This is a genomic window from Nostoc sp. MS1, from assembly GCF_019976755.1.
In the GTDB taxonomy this organism is placed as follows: domain Bacteria; phylum Cyanobacteriota; class Cyanobacteriia; order Cyanobacteriales; family Nostocaceae; genus Trichormus.
Window position 1 is genome coordinate 2,423,039 of the sequence record NZ_AP023441.1, and the last position, 15,373, is coordinate 2,438,411.

General features: G+C 40.3%; 11 protein-coding genes and 1 tRNA gene. 3 read left to right on the top strand and 9 right to left on the bottom strand.

Going from position 1 to position 15,373, the window contains the following annotated elements; genetic code table 11:
* Positions 1 to 36 precede the first annotated feature (36 nt).
* Both NSMS1_RS10545 and NSMS1_RS10550 read right to left on the bottom strand, forming a co-directional pair.
* Positions 37 to 1,245: an SUMF1/EgtB/PvdO family nonheme iron enzyme gene (locus NSMS1_RS10545; protein ID WP_224093008.1), complete on the bottom strand. Its 1,209-nt coding sequence runs from the start codon at positions 1,243 to 1,245 to the stop codon at positions 37 to 39.
* Between the two features lie 97 nt (positions 1,246 to 1,342).
* Positions 1,343 to 3,028, bottom strand: a complete 1,686-nt coding sequence (locus NSMS1_RS10550) for a glycosyltransferase family 39 protein (protein ID WP_224093009.1) — start codon at positions 3,026 to 3,028, stop codon at positions 1,343 to 1,345.
* 186 nt (positions 3,029 to 3,214) lie between these two features.
* Between NSMS1_RS10550 and NSMS1_RS10555 the strand changes: the two genes are divergently transcribed.
* A complete protein-coding gene (locus NSMS1_RS10555) occupies positions 3,215 to 5,644 on the top strand; it encodes an ATP-dependent helicase (protein WP_224093010.1) in 2,430 nt (809 codons plus the stop codon).
* Between the two features lie 434 nt (positions 5,645 to 6,078).
* On the opposite strand, the gene NSMS1_RS10560 is transcribed toward NSMS1_RS10555, so the two are convergent.
* The gene (locus tag NSMS1_RS10560; protein WP_224093012.1) at positions 6,079 to 6,342 is read right to left on the bottom strand and encodes a DUF3493 domain-containing protein; all 264 of its coding nucleotides are present in this window, start codon (positions 6,340 to 6,342) and stop codon (positions 6,079 to 6,081) included.
* A gap of 33 nt (positions 6,343 to 6,375) precedes the next feature.
* On the opposite strand from NSMS1_RS10560, the gene NSMS1_RS10565 reads away from it, so the two are divergent.
* Positions 6,376 to 6,447, top strand: a tRNA-Thr gene (locus tag NSMS1_RS10565).
* 1 nt (position 6,448) lies between these two features.
* On the opposite strand, the gene NSMS1_RS10570 is transcribed toward NSMS1_RS10565, so the two are convergent.
* The 5 genes from NSMS1_RS10570 to NSMS1_RS10590 form a co-directional block, all read right to left on the bottom strand.
* Positions 6,449 to 7,492, bottom strand: coding sequence for a M42 family metallopeptidase (locus NSMS1_RS10570; RefSeq protein WP_224093014.1), 1,044 nt, complete (start codon positions 7,490 to 7,492; stop codon positions 6,449 to 6,451).
* Positions 7,493 to 7,608: 116 nt separating this feature from the next.
* Positions 7,609 to 8,658 carry an SGNH/GDSL hydrolase family protein gene (locus NSMS1_RS10575; protein WP_224093016.1) on the bottom strand — a complete coding sequence of 350 codons (1,050 nt, stop codon included), beginning with the start codon at positions 8,656 to 8,658 and terminating at the stop codon, positions 7,609 to 7,611.
* A 246-nt stretch (positions 8,659 to 8,904) separates the two neighbouring features.
* Positions 8,905 to 10,269, bottom strand: a complete 1,365-nt coding sequence (locus NSMS1_RS10580) for an S-layer homology domain-containing protein (protein ID WP_224093019.1) — start codon at positions 10,267 to 10,269, stop codon at positions 8,905 to 8,907.
* 132 nt (positions 10,270 to 10,401) lie between these two features.
* Positions 10,402 to 11,250, bottom strand: coding sequence for an LPS biosynthesis glycosyltransferase (locus NSMS1_RS10585; protein WP_224093021.1), 849 nt, complete (start codon positions 11,248 to 11,250; stop codon positions 10,402 to 10,404).
* A gap of 146 nt (positions 11,251 to 11,396) precedes the next feature.
* Positions 11,397 to 12,902, bottom strand: coding sequence for a hypothetical protein (locus NSMS1_RS10590; RefSeq protein WP_224093023.1), 1,506 nt, complete (start codon positions 12,900 to 12,902; stop codon positions 11,397 to 11,399).
* 122 nt (positions 12,903 to 13,024) lie between these two features.
* On the opposite strand from NSMS1_RS10590, the gene NSMS1_RS10595 reads away from it, so the two are divergent.
* Positions 13,025 to 14,233, top strand: a complete 1,209-nt coding sequence (locus NSMS1_RS10595) for a histidine kinase (protein WP_224093025.1) — start codon at positions 13,025 to 13,027, stop codon at positions 14,231 to 14,233.
* Positions 14,234 to 14,336: 103 nt separating this feature from the next.
* Here NSMS1_RS10595 and NSMS1_RS10600 read toward each other — a convergent pair whose 3' ends face one another.
* On the bottom strand, positions 14,337 to 15,371 hold the full coding sequence (locus NSMS1_RS10600) for a PleD family two-component system response regulator (protein ID WP_224093028.1): 1,035 nt from the start codon (positions 15,369 to 15,371) through the stop codon (positions 14,337 to 14,339).
* Between the last annotated feature and the right edge of the window lie 2 nt (positions 15,372 to 15,373).

The window sequence follows — 15,373 nt, forward strand, 5'->3', positions numbered from 1 at the left end:
TTTTCTCTTCCTTTGAAATGACTTTTTCAGCAAGCCCTAATTAAACTGGCGAAAACTAGAACGACATAAAAATGCTTCGCTACTCCATGAACCACCACGCATCACACGAATATTATTATCATTACTGTCTAGCCAAGCATCTCCGTTTGTAGGTGCTAGATCATAACTTTGATGCCAATTATCTAAGCACCATTCCCAAACTAACCCGTGCATATCGAACAATCCAAAAGAGTTAGCAAACTGAAAAAAGCCTACTTCTGTAGTTTTTTCACGATAAATCCCTTTAGGTTCTGAAAGATAGGGGTAACGACTATCATAATTAGCTACATTGAAGTTAATAGTTTGCCCAAAGTGAAAAGGGGTTGTAGTTCCAGCACGACAGGCATATTCCCACTCTGCTTCGCTAGGAAGACGGTACTTGTGACCTGTTTTTTGAGATAGTCGATCACAAAACTCAACAGCATCAAACCAGGAAACTTGGGTAACAGGGTGACTGTTACCTCCTTGACGTGATGGACGAAGCTTGAGTTTTTGACGAACTTCTGGCAAAGAAGCAATTTGTTTCCACTGTGTTTGTGTAATGGCGTATTTGCTAATAAAAAATGGTTTCACTGTGACTAAATGCTGAGGTCTTTCGTTTGAATATCGCCTTTTTTTTCCTTCTGCTTCCGGTGAACCCATCCAAAATTCTCCTCCAGGAATATAAACCATTTCCAATACAATCCCATTCCCAAGTTCTTCAGTTAAGTAGTAAGCTTGTTCTTGATGAGATTCTATTTCTTGGCCTTGAGAATTTATTGTAACCAAAGTAAATTCAAAAGCTTGACTTCCGGGGAATGATGAGACACCATTTTCTCCAATTATTTTCTCGAATATCTCTACTAAAGTTTCTCTTCCTCGCCAGTGATTTATTGCTGGTAATGGGGCGATTGGAGTCATCATGTCATATTTTGTTAGCAGCTTGTCTAAAAATTGTTGCTGCTGCACTCCCACAAAGTCTTTCAAAGTATTTAAGAAGCGCCCTAATGCTTCTTGGTCATAATTTAAACGTCCGTAATTAGATAGATAGCTGACTATCTCATTAACTGCTACAAAGGGCGCACCAGAAAGGTCAATCATTGGTGACAACTGTTTTAAATCTGCTAGCTCCAAAATTTGCTGACGCGATCGCTCTGTAGTTAGTTCTGGTATGTCTTTAAGAAGAGTTATCAGTTGTTTGCGGTCTTCAGCTTCTAGGTTGACCATATCTAGACTCTTTATTTACAAGGCAATAGTTAATTAAACTGAGGAAAATCTATTAAATTAGAGTAAAATTATACAATAGTTTGACATTAACTATGGACTATTGAATCCTTCCCTCACACCTATAAAGTTGATGGCGAACTCCTATACGGTAATGCTGTTGGGGGTCGAGTTGACAAACAGTTTGGTTAGACAACAACAATTGTTGAGGAAAACTCTGTCTTCTCATACCTCGTCCCACTACCCATAAATTCCGGGGAGATTTTACTGTCATGGGTAGTTGGGAAATTTTCTTCCAAATGGCATCTAAATTAGGATCTGGTGATAAAGCTACAAAATTATCAGGCTGGGAGTTTTGACTTCTAATTTGTTCTAGCGCAGATGCAATGCTAACTCCTAAAACTGCATCTTGGTAATTGCTATATATACTCACCAACATTACAGGTGATGATGGCTCTAAATTTAGGTTTTGTGCTATTCTGTCTGGTTGAAAAGGCTTTTGAAAAACTAAATTATAAACTACAAAAATACTACTTAGAAAACCAACAAAAGTAAAAATTAATACTTGTGAATTTTGGATTTTAAAATTAAAAGACCTTGAATTTTGATTTGTACTTAAACTTGCAGCTAATAACGCACAAAAGCCAGGATAGTAAACAAAGCTGTAACGCGGAACACTAGTAATATCTTTTTTTGTCAGATAGGCGATCGCTATCATTTCCAGTAATATAAAGCCAGTAAAACTTAAAAGTGTTAACGTAGGTAGATGAGTTGCTGGTTTTATCCATAGTTGCTTGAGTCCACGAAAAACTCGCCAACTTGCAAAAATAGCAAATGCAAGTATTAAAACTCCACTGATAATCACTACTATTAGAGGTTGATTTTCTATAGGTAAGAAAATCATCATTAATATCCAATTCATAAGAATTTGGTAGAAAGGCGAGATAATGCTCGGCGCATCTAACCAATTGGTTTCTGTTCTTTTGGCATGACTAAGAGTTATGAGCATCCAAGGCAAGAAACTCAGCACAACAATACCAATAGAAAAAAGTATTGTTAGGAAAAATTTTGACTTGCTAAATAATTGAAAATTATATAGTTTAATTAATATGAGTAAAGTGACAATCTCAGCAAAGAAAACGAATGCAAAAAAGTAGTGGATGTAAAATCCTATAATATTAACAACTATCCATAATAGCCATACCCATAATCGCCAGATTTCTTGAGCCAAATCTCGTTGAATCTGCATGAGTATCAGTAATGATAAACTAATAAAAAGCATGGGTAAGGTATAGTGCCGTGCTTCTTGAGAAAGGTAAACGGCAAAGGGAGATACCGCCATTAAGGCAGCAGCAATAATTCCTGATTTTGCAGAAAAGGCTATACGATTAACACCATAAATAGCAGCGATCGCACCTACACCAAACAAAGCTGGTAGCGATCGCAATTTGACTATCCAGTTTTCTCCTAACGGCGTTAACCATCCTAACCAATAGTGCATTACACAAAAAAATAGTGGCGGGTGGGTGGATTGACGAGCAATATTCTCGGCAATTTGTGAACAACTAACACCAGGACGGAAAGTAAAAATATTTTGTACTTGTTGTAGAGGAATTAGTACGTCTAACTGCAAATCTTGATAGTTATTACCTAAACTAAAGATGGCAGTAATCACTTCATCTAACCACAGTGGTTTTAAGTCCAAATGCCAAAAACGTAAAATAGTACCAACGACTAGCAACCCAAACAAAGCTAAATAATGCGAATAATGTCTGTAATTTGTCATAACAAAGATATGAGTCAATTAGAAAAAATAAATTTTTTGACATTAAGATAGGAGATAGAAAAAACAATAGTATTAACTTTTTAAGCTATTTATTTTATAGAATTGTTTTAGAATAGAAAATAGTAATACATATAAAAACACAAAGTCACAATCATCAAAGAAAGCTATTTTAAAACAGAATTTTATATGACAGATTCTAATATTACCGAAATACCGTCGGCATCTGTGCAAACAGAATTATCATTTGTTGCTAGCCTACAAGAAAAAATTGCAGCTATTCGTCACACTTTACGCCCAGGACAACAACAAATGGCAGACTGGCAATCAGGGCCTTTGGCGGTGTCGGCTGTACCAGGTGCGGGTAAATCTACTGGTATGGCGGCGGCGGCGGCAATTGCGATCGCTCGTCAGTATCAGCAGGCGGCCCAGTCAGCAAAATCTTCTCGTCGTCAGTTAGTAGTAGTCACTTTTACTCGTTCGGCAGCTGCCAATATTAAATCAAAAATTCGCTACTACCTTAAACAATTATCTTTACCTCAAACTGGTTTTGCCGTCTATACCCTACATGGTTTGGCTTTAAACATCGCCAGTCGTCATCCAGATTTATCAGGGTTAGAGTTAGAGAATGTTACCCTCATCACCCCCAACCAAAGCCATCGCTTTATTCGTACAGCAGTTGAACTATGGATTAATAATCACCCCAGATTATATTTGCGGTTATTAGAAGGACAACAATTTGATGGCGAAGAAACAGAAAGGTTACGCCGTCAGTCAGTTTTACGCACAGAAGTTTTACCAGATTTAGCAACTACAGTTATACACGAAGCCAAAAGTTCCGGTATATCACCAAATCAACTCAGACAATGGAGTCAACAAACTACCAACGCCTATGAGATTTTAACCATAGCGGCTGGATTGTATGAACAATATCAAGACCTAATGCGATCGCGCGACTTCATCGACTACGACGACATGATTTTAGCCGCCCTGCGTGTCCTAGAAAACGATAGCGCTCGCAGAATTGAGCAAAACCAAGTTTTTGCCGTTTTTGAAGATGAAGCCCAAGATTCCAGTCCATTGCAAACGCGACTGTTAGAGATTTTAGCCGCAGGAGCCAGGAAGCAGGAGGCAGAAGTCAGGAGGCAGGAGGCAGGAGGCAGAAGGCAGGAGGCAGAAGTTAATAATTATTTCCCCCACTCCCCACTCCCCACTCCCTACTCCCCAATTAACCTAGTCCGTGTTGGTGATCCTAATCAAGCGATTAACTCAACTTTCACCCCAGCAGATCCGATTTACTTTCGGGAATTTTGCCAAGAGTGCGATCGCTCCCATAAACTAGCAACAATGGATCAGGCTGGTCGTAGTACCGCCATGATTATTAACGCTGCTAACTTTGCTCTGGAATGGGTAAATAGTTTTTATGGGGCGAAAAATCAACAGTCTTCCCATCCTCCTATTTCTACCCCCTTTAGCCTGCAAAAAATCCGTCCGGTCAATTTAATTGATGTCAACCCTGTAGCTATAGGTAGAGGATTAGAACTGCATACACCCCGCGATATTTTTCAGACTGTGGAATTACTGTCTAAGAGGGTGGTGGAGTTATTCACCGAAGACATGGGTAAAAATGCGGCTGTGCTGGTGCGGGAAAATCGCCAAGGACGTTGGTTATCAGAAGCACTAGCGCCTATATGTAAAGAGCATAATATTACATTGTTTGATGTAGGAGAAAGCGATCGCCGTTCTCATGTTCCCCAAGAGATTTTGGCATTATTGCAATTTTGCGATCGCCCTCATTCTCCCGACTATCTCAAATCTGCCTTAGAAGTATTAGTAAAACGTCAATTAATCCCTACTCAAGACCTAAATGCACTTGCTAGTTTACCAGAAGAATTTTTGTATCCAGGCCCCTTAGCTGCACCCCAATCTGAACCAGTACAGAAAGCTTCGCACCTCTGTCGTAGTTTACTACGCGCTCGTTTAGAACTGCCTTTATATCAAATCATTTCTTTCCTCGCCCTGACATTAAATTACGACCAAGCAGAACTAGCCACAGCCGATAAACTTTCAGAACGGGTAAATAAACAAATAGCTGGTAGTAACTCGATGGGGGCTATGCTTTCCGCCTTAAGTGAAATTGTCAGTTCCGAAAGGTTTGAACCAGTAGAAACAGACGATGCAGAAGCGCGTTACACCCGTAATGGTCAATTGACTATTATTACCATGCACAAAGCCAAAGGACTAGATTGGAACTATGTGTTTATTCCCTTCCTCCATGAAAACTTAATTCCCGGTAGATTTTGGGTTCCGCCCCAAAGTCAGTTTTTGGGTGACTTTACCTTATCAGAAGTTGCCCGCGCTCAAATTCGTGCTGCACTCCACGGTGAAACCGAGATACCAGAAGTAACACCAGCTTGGGAACAAGCAAAACACCTCAAAACAGCCGAAGAATACCGTTTACTCTACGTAGCCATGACAAGAGCAAAACAACTATTGTGGATGTCTGCGGCACAAAAAGCTCCATTTACCTGGAGTAAACCAGAGAATTTACAAGAACAAGCTCCCTGTCCAGTATTTCCAGCATTAAAACGTCAGTTTCCTGAATGTGTAGTTTTGTAGGAGAAGCGAGGGCAAAACGCGATCGCTAGTACAGATAAGATGTAAGCTCATCCTAAAACCTCTATAGTAAAAGGTTTCCCAGTTTATCCCCTGTTCCCGAATATAAAAACTTCAAGCGCCAGACAAGTAAATACTCGAACTGGCGCTTGAAAGATTCTGGTTTTTTTTAACTTGGGGGTCTTTAAAATAGTTTGACCCCTTTTAAAAGGATGGACTTATATTCAGAGTCTTTATATTTGCTGACTCCGTTTGAACAATTACCAGTGTCTCAGAAAATTTTGAAATTCCTTAATTCCTAATATTTTCTTTATCTTTTCTCTCTTTATGTTTCAGAGTGTATCAAAATATCAATTTTCTTAAGAAGAATTACGATATATTAAACCCTGTTCCCTGCTCACCCCATATTTATCTACAAAATTAAGTATCTATACTCATTATTTTTTCCGTCTTTGTTCCCAACGCCAAAGAAAAATCATCAGTGTCACAATTCCTATTTGCAAAGCGAAATTTGGTAGAGCATTTTCCACATCTCGCCCAGCAAGGAGTTGAAAAAAGAAAATGAACGCGCCAATAAAGCCAGACGCACCGAAACCAACATAGAGAAATTGCCGCAGTCCACGATAGGGTGTTGCCATTCCTGCTTTAAGACGGGCATATTGTTCAGGGTCAAGGCGCTTTTGGGAATTAGGTTCCACCATAAGTAAATAATGCTATAATTCCTAATCGTATATGCCGATGTGGCTCAGTGGTAGAGCAGCTGATTCGTAATCAGCAGGCCGTGGGTTCAAATCCCATCATCGGCTTTTAATCAAATTCAGTTTCGCAAAAAGCTTTTAACAAATTAATACAGTTAGCAATTGCACCTAAATGAGCAATTTCATAACCATGAGTATTTTGAGTGGGAAAAGCTAAACAAGCTGCGCGTCCAACATGACCAAATTTCATAGCAATTGAAGCATCACTGCCAAAACCACTGAGGGTTGTTAGCTGTATTGGCATATTCAACTGCTTGGCACATTGGCGTAATTGTCTATTCAAACCCTCGTCATATATGCCATAGGCATCCTGAGACAACAGGACAGGATTTGCCTCATCTTTAACAGGATATTCTTCAGCTAATGGACAAATTTCTAAAGCAATTAAAGCATCTAATTGTTGATTTTGAGTAAAAAATAACGCCCCAATAGCACCAACTTCTTCTTTGGCGGAAGCTACTAAGTAAACATCAATTGCTGGCTCTTGTAAATATTGAGCTAAAGCCAATAAAATCGCTACTGATGCTTTGTTATCTAAAGTATAGCTGGCAATATAATCCTGTAATCTTACGGGGCGTTTGCGATGTTTGCCGATGACCATTCTTGTCCCTGGACGAATACCAGCCGCTTCTAATTCCTCAGTTGTGCGTTTGGTTTCGATCCAAGCATCTTCCCATTTAACTGGTGTATCTTCTTGCTGGATTTTCTGTGGTGACTCGTGGGAGACATGGCGAGAACCAAAGCTGAGAATACCGCTAATGGTTTCGCTGTCTCCTATTAAATCGACAACACCCTCGCCGTAAACCCAAGGGAAAGCACCACCAAGTTTGCGGACTTCTACTTTACCTGCATCACCGATATTTTTGACGATAGCGCCTATTTCATCTTTGTGGGCAGTGATAGCGATCGCTCTAGTGGAGTCTTTTCCAGGTATTTTGGCTATGATATTATCAGCGCGATCGCTCCACACTTGTACACCCAAAGCGGTAAATTTTTGTAGTAAATATTGGTTAATTTCTTCCTCTACACCACTAGGTGAATGATGCAGCACCAATTCTTCAATAATTTCAAATAATTGGTTGTAATTCCACATTAGTAAAGTTAAATCTAAAAATCAGTTTTGCTTGATCAACTATAGAACCCATTCTTAATTTTGAAATATAGGTAGGGTGGGCATTGCCCACCAAAACCATGATACGGTGGATGTGATTAATTTTTACTAGCCGTCAAAGCTAAATTTCTTCCAGTTAGTTTTGACCTTGTTTGTTTCCGCTTCAGCATTCCTGCCGCAGCCAAAGCACCAAAAGACAACATTCCTATTGTCATAGAAGGTTCAGGAACTGTAGAAAATGCTGCTGCCCCTAAGATGGCATGAGCGCGTGCTGTGGGATGAATTTCATCCCAAAATAAATATTCATCGGGATTTGCACAGATGGTTCCAGCAACCCTATCCAAACAAGGCTTATCTATAGTTTTAAAACCTAAGTTTTTGGCATTATTAAACAGAGGATTGACATCTAGAAGTTTAATATTTAAACCTAATGCTGGATTTTGGTTTAAATTGGCAATGAGTTGGGATAATCCCAGATTGTGTTGTTGGCTTAATGTATTGAGTTGGTGGGAAAAGCCGTTGAATTGGCTATCTATACCTAGTGCTAGGGGGGTATCTCCTAAGTTGGGCAAATTAGCAACTACGAAATTTTTTGCACCAACACTAGCTAAATCTAGTATGGCATCAGAGATATTCTTTAAGGTCGTATTAGGAGTAGTAAAAGGTGGGAAATCTAGGGATTGAGTAGGCAAGTAATCATTAGCACCAAACCAAACTGTGTAAAGGGCGTTTGGATCAGCTAGTTGAGGATTTTGACTCACTAAATATTTAAAAGTGCCAATCTCTTGGGGCAAAGATGGCAAACCTGTGGCGATCGTGTTTATGGGTGTGGTAGTTGCACCACCGAAGGCAAAATTAATACCACTATTGAGATTGCCACCAGTAGCAATCGGGGTGGGAGACTTGAGATTTAACTTTTGGGCTAGAATATCTGTCCAGTTAAGCCCGTTGCTAAAGCGTCCTTGAAAATAAGGAGGAGGAGGAAAACCAATACCTGTATTGGGATCTTTGGTGAAAGCAAATAAGTTACCATTGTCTGACAAACTATCACCGAATACATACAGTTTAGAAAAACTTGCAGCCGAAGCTTTTAGAGGCAACATAAAAGAAAAAGAAATCAAAGTTGCCGCTAATATTTTAATTTTCATGTTTGATGAATAAATGAGATTTTATTGTTGAGTTTGTTTGATAAAGTTACAAAAAAATCACAAGACCAACTAAGTTATTTTTTTACCTCAGCTATTCTTGATATTTTTACTTAAGTAACTTTACATAGACAACAATTAAGATATCAAGAAAAATCAGAGAGAAATATCAAGATTTTCAGTATTTTTTGCTACTCGGTTAATAGCTATCAAAAATGATGTTAGCGATCGCCTAAAATCAACCGTAGGTCATTGTGCTTGTTTTGCGGGTGATGTTTGCTTCAACTTGAGTGCATCAACAGCCGATATTCCCTCACCTTGTGAGCCGAAATACCATAAAGCCGCCGCCGCTTCTGCACGAGTTACGGGTTTTTTCGGTTGAAATAAGGTAGTGTAGCCAAATACCCGCCGAATATTTGCTTGTTCGCCATTTTGGAAATCTGCTAAAACTGCTCTTAAAGCTTTGGGGTCAATTTTCCCCACATCTTGGAAACCCCAAGTTTCCCGCACCGCATCCAAAGTAGCATTAGGTAAAGCTTGGCGAGTATCTAAAGGTAATTTCCACAAAATCAACTGTTCTCGTGTCAAAGGTGCATCAGGACGAAACAAAACGGCTGTCGCATCTCCAGATAAAGGGCTAGGTATTAAACCAGCTTCGGCTAATCCTTGAATGACGGGAAAATCTGGATTTTGTGGCGACACATCACTAAAAGCCGCTTGCGTACTTTCCCCAGCCAAACGAATCTGCTTTGCTGGGTTATTAGCATACATAGCATTATTAGCAGCCACTAACCAATGGGCATATTCTCGCCGAGTCACAATTTTTCCAGGTTCAAACTGGTTGCTAGAAATATTAGTTTTATTCCCCGAAGATGTGGAATTGAAAACCCCCAAAGCAGCTAAATCTTGGATATATTGCCGCAGTTGTTGCGGTGCTTTATTAATATCGTTAAATGTTGTGGCTGTCGCAGTGGTTGAATTATTAGGTGTATTAGTTGGCTGTGTTACCCAATTTGCTGGAGGTACTGGGCCGATAAACTGGGCATCACCACTTGTAGGAACATTAGATGATGCGGTAGCCGCAGCATTAGGAACGTACTTAATTTGTATTGCTGTAGATGTTTGGGGTTGATTTGCTGCGGCGTTAGTTACTGACTTAGGTTGAATTGATACCTTGACTAGCAAATCATTACGTCGGGCTTCAAAAGTCCCTTCTACATCATCAGTTGGCTGTTGCAAAATCTGCCAGTTGTTGGCTTGAAACTGGTTACGATAAAAGTTACTAATGAAGTTGCTGGGGTCTGAACTCAGCCAACGTGTTGATACTCGCTGTTCTCCACCACTAGCAGGAGTGATTTCCTGTAGTTGAGCATTTTGGTATATGGGTATATCCTTGGGAAAATCAGCAGGTAACTGGACTGTAGGCTGAGTTGGTGTCGGTTGGACTTCACTCTCCTTAGCCTCTCCAAAAACCACTTGATTACCTTGTAATCTTGGGTCTGCTGCTAGAGACTGTTCTAAGTTCTTAGCAGTTGGACTGTTAGCGCAGGCTGTTAATGAAGTCAACAAAACAGCCAAACTTAAGACTAAAGCAGGTCGTTTACTAGAAAGCACAGGAAATCACAAATCGCGTGTCAATTCCTACCCTAGCGCAGACGAGGGTTTTTTAGTCATTAGTCATTAGTCATTAGTCATTAGTCCATAGTCAAAAAACTTTATCTTTGACTGTGGACTGTGGACTGTTGACTAAAGCCTTAATGAAAATTGGCGTAACAAAGCAAATTTGATTAGCCTCATGGGGGTAGTGGAACCTTTGACGACTGGGGGACGTAAAAAGCGACCTACTGCTAAACGAGCAATTCCTTTGAGACGTGCTTGTAATCTGACGTTGAGAAAATTTCCTGTTCCACCCTGTTCACCAACGGCGTACAAAGGAGTAAAGGCGAGTTTACCGTAGAGGACATCAGCACGATGAACTTTACTGAGATTATTTTGCTTATGTTCTGGATTAGGTAAACCTCCATGTTCTCCATAGTTGCGCCAAGGAATATAGTTTTTAAGCTGGCGTTGGCGGAGAAATTTATCAATATCAGAATCCCAAGTCGAGTATTTAGTGGCTCCTATTTTTTCTGTAACTTCATCAGCTAGTTCTAATAGATAGGTAGCACTTTGTGGATTGACAATATATGCGACGGCAGAAGTGGAATACCCTTGAGCATAGCCTTCTGGTGAAACATGATAAACTTGCGGCGCACAAGTGTAAAGCCAGCTAATGCCAACATCAGTTTGATCGGGATTAAAAGGTAAGGGTAATTTACCAAAACCTATTACTGGCACAAAATCTGCTTCAATAATTAGGGTCGGTTTATCTGCTTGGGCGGCTCTTTCCCAGGCGTGGCGATGATTTAGTAAGCATAAATAACTGCGAGAAAAGTCTTTAAATTCTGGCTTACTTTCTTGGCGAAGAACTTCATAATCAAATTCTTCTTGTTTTAAGGTTACTTCTAATTGATCAGTTGCTTCTTTATGAGCAATAATTAGTACTTTATCAATATAGTTAATTAAATAATTATTCACCGTTTCTTGCTTGCTCATACCTTTTATTAAAATTATTTGTTGGCATTTACTAGTAGTTTTTCCAGGCTGATGTTGTGTATGAATACTGTGGTATGGGATCTTGCCTATGTTAAAAAGGTAGACATTCAACCTACCAGCAGAATTTTAACTTGATAATTAATTTTTCACTCTTTGATTTGTGGTGCTGGTAGCTCCTTGAGGATTCGCCAAATTACGGTGTAACTACCATCAGACCTTTTGCGGACTGGTCGAAAAGCAATAATCATATCGCTACTACGCACTTGTTTTAATTGGTCTAGGTAGCTGCTCTTTTCTATATTGGCGATCTGACCATTGAGAATAATCTCTGGTAGTTGGAATTGCAGCGATCGCACTAAATAAGTATGATTCAATTGGGCGGTGGTACTAGCCCAAATTACCTGATTTTGCTGCCAATTCTGGTCTTTACCTGTAATAAAGCGTCTTCTATCTACTTGTAAAGCTGCCAACTGTTGAGGGGGTTGGTAGTTCAGGAAGAACTCTCTGGTTGATGAGGGTACAGCTTTCAACCTATCATCTAATTTCTCTAATGGCACATCCCCCAGGTTTACCATAAAGCTATAATCTACCCCCTGATGTCGTAGCTGGAATTTCTCATCTACTATCTCAAGTGTTAAACTAGGATTAAGTCCTGCTTGGGTATTACCCAACCTCGGAAAAGCATAGCGTTCACTTACACTAGCCTGTAATCGGTTACTTACAGTATTGAGCAGACGCTGGTAAGCTGATGCAGGCAAAGCCCGAAAAATACCAGTACGTGGTAATCGCAAAAACTTAGCGTAAGTTTCCGCCTCTTGCGGGTCAAGTCCATAAGTAAAGCGGTCAAGAGCTATATTAGTTTTTTGTGCATCTCGAAATTTTGTTTCTGGGGGAAATGCTATCTGCGCTGCTGTCAATGACTGCTTGGCATTGGCTAATATATTTAGTGTTGCATCTGGTGGAGCGATCGCAGGTTGCATCGGTGGCTGATAATTAGCTATCGCTGTTTTACCAATTACACCGATAATTGGTAATGCAGATGGGGAAGTGACTGTGGTAGACTGTGGCAGTGATAAATTTGGTTCTCTAGTTGATAGAGGCGTTGCTGGCTTTCCCAAGTTGGGCAGTTGTGTTGGTGCAATAGTCAGTATTGGGTCTGACTTACGTTCCCCACTTACCAAGGGTAACGGTCTAACTAAACCGACTTCACCCCGGCGAGACAAGAGTTGATCTAGTACGGGCGAAAGTTTAAATAACTCCTGGCTAGAAGCAGACAAAGCACAATAAATTTTTGTTTGTGATTGACTCCACTGGCTAGATAAGGGAAAAGTTGCTTGCTGCTGGCACAAATTCTGACTGCTAGGGTAATGGCGCTTGAGAAAAGCTTCTACTGTTTTATTTTGGATAATTAACTGTCCACGCACAGCACGCATCTGATTTGCATCTGGAGAAACTAGAGCTTGTTCGATGCGTACAATCAAATCTAGCTGTTGCTGAATTAAATAACTGGCATCAGTATAAAAATTTTCATTAGTTGACGCAACAGCCAGAGTATGATTATGAGGTGAAGACTGATATTGTAGAGCAAGGGCGTTTCCTGCCAAGCTAGTGACCCAAAAAGGCAATAAAAGGCTAAAAACTATGGTTCTCATCTCCAAAACCTTGTGTGAATAGGTGTAGTAAAAATCTAAAATAGAGATTAAATTGAGAAAAAACGACCACGACAATTGTCAGTTTATTCTAATTTTTGCAAAGCGTCGCCGGGTTGTTACCAGTGCTGAAACACGATTCCATGCAAGTTTCCCAGGATCAGCCTATTTATTCTGAGGCTTCACTCCAGCTGTTGTTGTTCGTTGATGGACGACCTCAGTCCAAACAGCAGGTGCAGCGTATCCGTGCTTACTTAAAAGAATTACAGGCTGAGTATAACTTTGAACTTCAAATTATTGATGTCGGACAACAACCATACTTAGCAGAACATTTTAAGTTAGTCGCTACACCAGCGTTAATTAAGATTCATCCCGAACCCAGGCAGACTTTAGCCGGCAGCAACATCATCACCCAACTCAAGAACTGGTGGCCGCGATGGCAAGCCTCCGCAGAGGCTTATGTAAAATTGCAGGAAGAGTTACAACAAGAGCGTATAGATGACAATGGTCTAGTGGTGCAACCTCAATCAACTATTAGTTCTATTGCCGTTTCTTCTGAATTGTTGCGCCTTTCAGATGAAATTTTTAATCTCAAACAAGAAAAAGAGAAATTAATAGAGCAGTTACAGTTTAAAGACCGAGTGATTGCCATGTTAGTTCATGACCTACGTAACCCACTAACAGCAGCTGCGATCGCCATCGAAACCCTACAGTCTAACTACAACCCAGACATCGGTACATTTCAACGCCTAAAACCTGCTTTAGTCGTCAATCTCCTCAGACAAGCCCGTACTCAAACCAAATCAATAGATAAAATGATTGCGGAGCTATTACAAGTTGGTAGAGGTTCTGATACAGAGTTCATAATTATACCACAAAAAACTGAAATTGGCTCACTGTGTTTAGAAATACTAGCGCAATTGCGCGATCGCTACACAACCAAAGCGCAGAAAGTTGAAACAGACATTCCCCAAGACTTACCCTGTGTTTACGCCGACCCCGAACGCATTCGCCAAGTACTGATAAACTTGCTAGACAACGCCATTAAATACACACCAGAAGGTGGCACAATTAGCATTGCTGGATTACATCGTACTACACAAAAAATACAATTTAGTATTGGTGACACAGGCCCTGGTATTCCCATAGAGAATCGAGAGCGCATATTTGAAAATCACTATCGTCTAGAGCGAGATGAAGCTAAAGATGGTTACGGCATCGGCTTATCTTTATGTCAAAGAATCATCCGCGCCCACTACGGACAAATCTGGGTAGACTCTAACCCCCACGGCGGAGCGTGGTTTCACTTTACACTTCCCGTATATCCTGCGTAGGGAGCGGGGGAGTAATCAATTCAAAATTCAAAATTCAAAATTCAAACAGTTCTACCTCCTGCCTTTTGACTATGGACTATGGACTATGGACTAATGACAACTGTCAACTGTTAACTGTCAACTGACAAATCCGATTACGTCCTGCTTCTTTTGCCTGATAAAGAGCTTTATCCGCAGTTGCAATTAACTCGGATGGCGAAGACTCCCAAGTAGGAATGACAGTTGCTACACCCATACTCAGGGTAATATGGTCACTGATAATTGATTTGCGGTGGGGAATTTGCAAATTTCTAACGCTGTACTGGATGTTTTTGGCGACATAAGTTGCTCCGTCTGCATGAGTATACGGCATGATTACGGCAAATTCTTCACCGCCATAACGAGCTACTAAATCTCGATGTTTCTGTACCTTGTAGCTTAAAACAGCACCTACTCTTTGTAAACAGATGTCTCCGGCTGGGTGTCCATATTGGTCATTATAAAATTTAAAAAAGTCAATATCACATAAAATCAGTGACAGAGGAGCGCCCTCTTGTACCAAGTTAATCCATTGTGTATTCAAGTAATTATCAAAGCGACGGCGATTTGCTAATCCAGTTAAGCCGTCTACATTGGCTAAATGCTGTAAAGCCAAGTTAGCCGCCTCTAGCTGTTTATAAACTTGTGCTTGCTGTAGCAATCTTCTCAGACGTTGACGCAATACAGGCCAGTGGATGGGCTTAGTAATATAATCAGTCGCTCCCGCCTCAAAAGCACGATCTACGGATTCTGCATCGTTTAAACTTGTAATCATGATGATAGGAGTACGTTCCCATAATCTGGAAATCATTGTGCTACCTAATTCAGCATCATTATCTAAATTTGCTAAAGCGGAAATTAAGTTATTTCTGGCAATTTGCAATAATTCCTTACAGCAAATAAAACCATCCATTACAGGCATCATTGCATCCAGTAAAACTATATCTGGTTTTACTGTCTCATAAGCATCCAGACACTGTTTACCATCTGTTACCTCTACCACTCGATAGCCTTCTCTTTCCATAGCTTCACGCAATAGCATACGGATGATTTTGTCATCATCTGCGACTAAAATAAGGGGTGGTTTTTTAGAAAGAGAATATGGGCTTATGCCTGACATGA

Excerpts from the sequence above, each read along its gene's own strand:
- NSMS1_RS10545 (WP_224093008.1), bottom strand. The coding sequence starts at position 1,245 with ATGGTCAACCTAGAAGCTGAAGACCGCAAACAACTGATAACTCTTCTT.
- NSMS1_RS10550 (WP_224093009.1), bottom strand. The coding sequence starts at position 3,028 with ATGACAAATTACAGACATTATTCGCATTATTTAGCTTTGTTTGGGTTG.
- NSMS1_RS10555 (WP_224093010.1), top strand. The coding sequence starts at position 3,215 with ATGACAGATTCTAATATTACCGAAATACCGTCGGCATCTGTGCAAACA.
- NSMS1_RS10560 (WP_224093012.1), bottom strand. The coding sequence starts at position 6,342 with ATGGTGGAACCTAATTCCCAAAAGCGCCTTGACCCTGAACAATATGCC.
- NSMS1_RS10570 (WP_224093014.1), bottom strand. The coding sequence starts at position 7,492 with ATGTGGAATTACAACCAATTATTTGAAATTATTGAAGAATTGGTGCTG.
- NSMS1_RS10575 (WP_224093016.1), bottom strand. The coding sequence starts at position 8,658 with ATGAAAATTAAAATATTAGCGGCAACTTTGATTTCTTTTTCTTTTATG.
- NSMS1_RS10585 (WP_224093021.1), bottom strand. The coding sequence starts at position 11,250 with ATGAGCAAGCAAGAAACGGTGAATAATTATTTAATTAACTATATTGAT.
- NSMS1_RS10590 (WP_224093023.1), bottom strand. The coding sequence starts at position 12,902 with ATGAGAACCATAGTTTTTAGCCTTTTATTGCCTTTTTGGGTCACTAGC.
- NSMS1_RS10600 (WP_224093028.1), bottom strand. The coding sequence starts at position 15,371 with ATGTCAGGCATAAGCCCATATTCTCTTTCTAAAAAACCACCCCTTATT.